The organism is Phormidium sp. CCY1219 (genome assembly GCF_035615515.1).
GTDB lineage: Bacteria > Cyanobacteriota > Cyanobacteriia > Cyanobacteriales > Laspinemataceae > CCY1219.
On record NZ_JAJENT010000381.1, the window covers coordinates 1 to 434 of the forward strand.

General features: G+C 43.5%; 1 protein-coding gene. It reads right to left on the bottom strand.

The features are described from left to right. Positions 1-308: group II intron maturase-specific domain-containing protein (locus LKK83_RS07445; RefSeq protein ID WP_324630382.1), on the bottom strand; the 308-nt coding region annotated here is incomplete at its 3' end. Positions 309-434 lie beyond the last annotated feature (126 nt).

Genomic DNA, 434 nt, shown 5'->3' on the forward strand with positions numbered 1-434 from the left:
TTTGATTCCGCTCGTGTTGCAAATACCCATTGCCGATTCCCTATTGCTTGCCAGTATTTCTTGGCTACCCACTTTCCTGTTTTGTTGGAATGTCTTCGGTTTCCCCATTTGGTTAGCTTCCAATATAACGAGCTATCCATTTGAGAGAAAGCTTCTTTAGACACTACTGTTGAGTAGTAGTTGCTCCACCCTCTAATGACCGGATTGAGGTGTCTTATTAGCCCCTCTTGCGGTATTGCAATATGGGAGTCTACTATCTCTTTTAGTTTCTTGTAGTGGGTTTTGATGGCCTTCTTACTGGGTTTAATGAAAGTTTTGAAACCTAGCGGATTTCCCTTCGTGTCCTTTCCGGTCTTATATTTTCCGACTCTGTATTGCCGGACGTTGAATCCTAGGAAATCGAACCCTGGTTTATCCCCTTCTAGAGTGTGGGT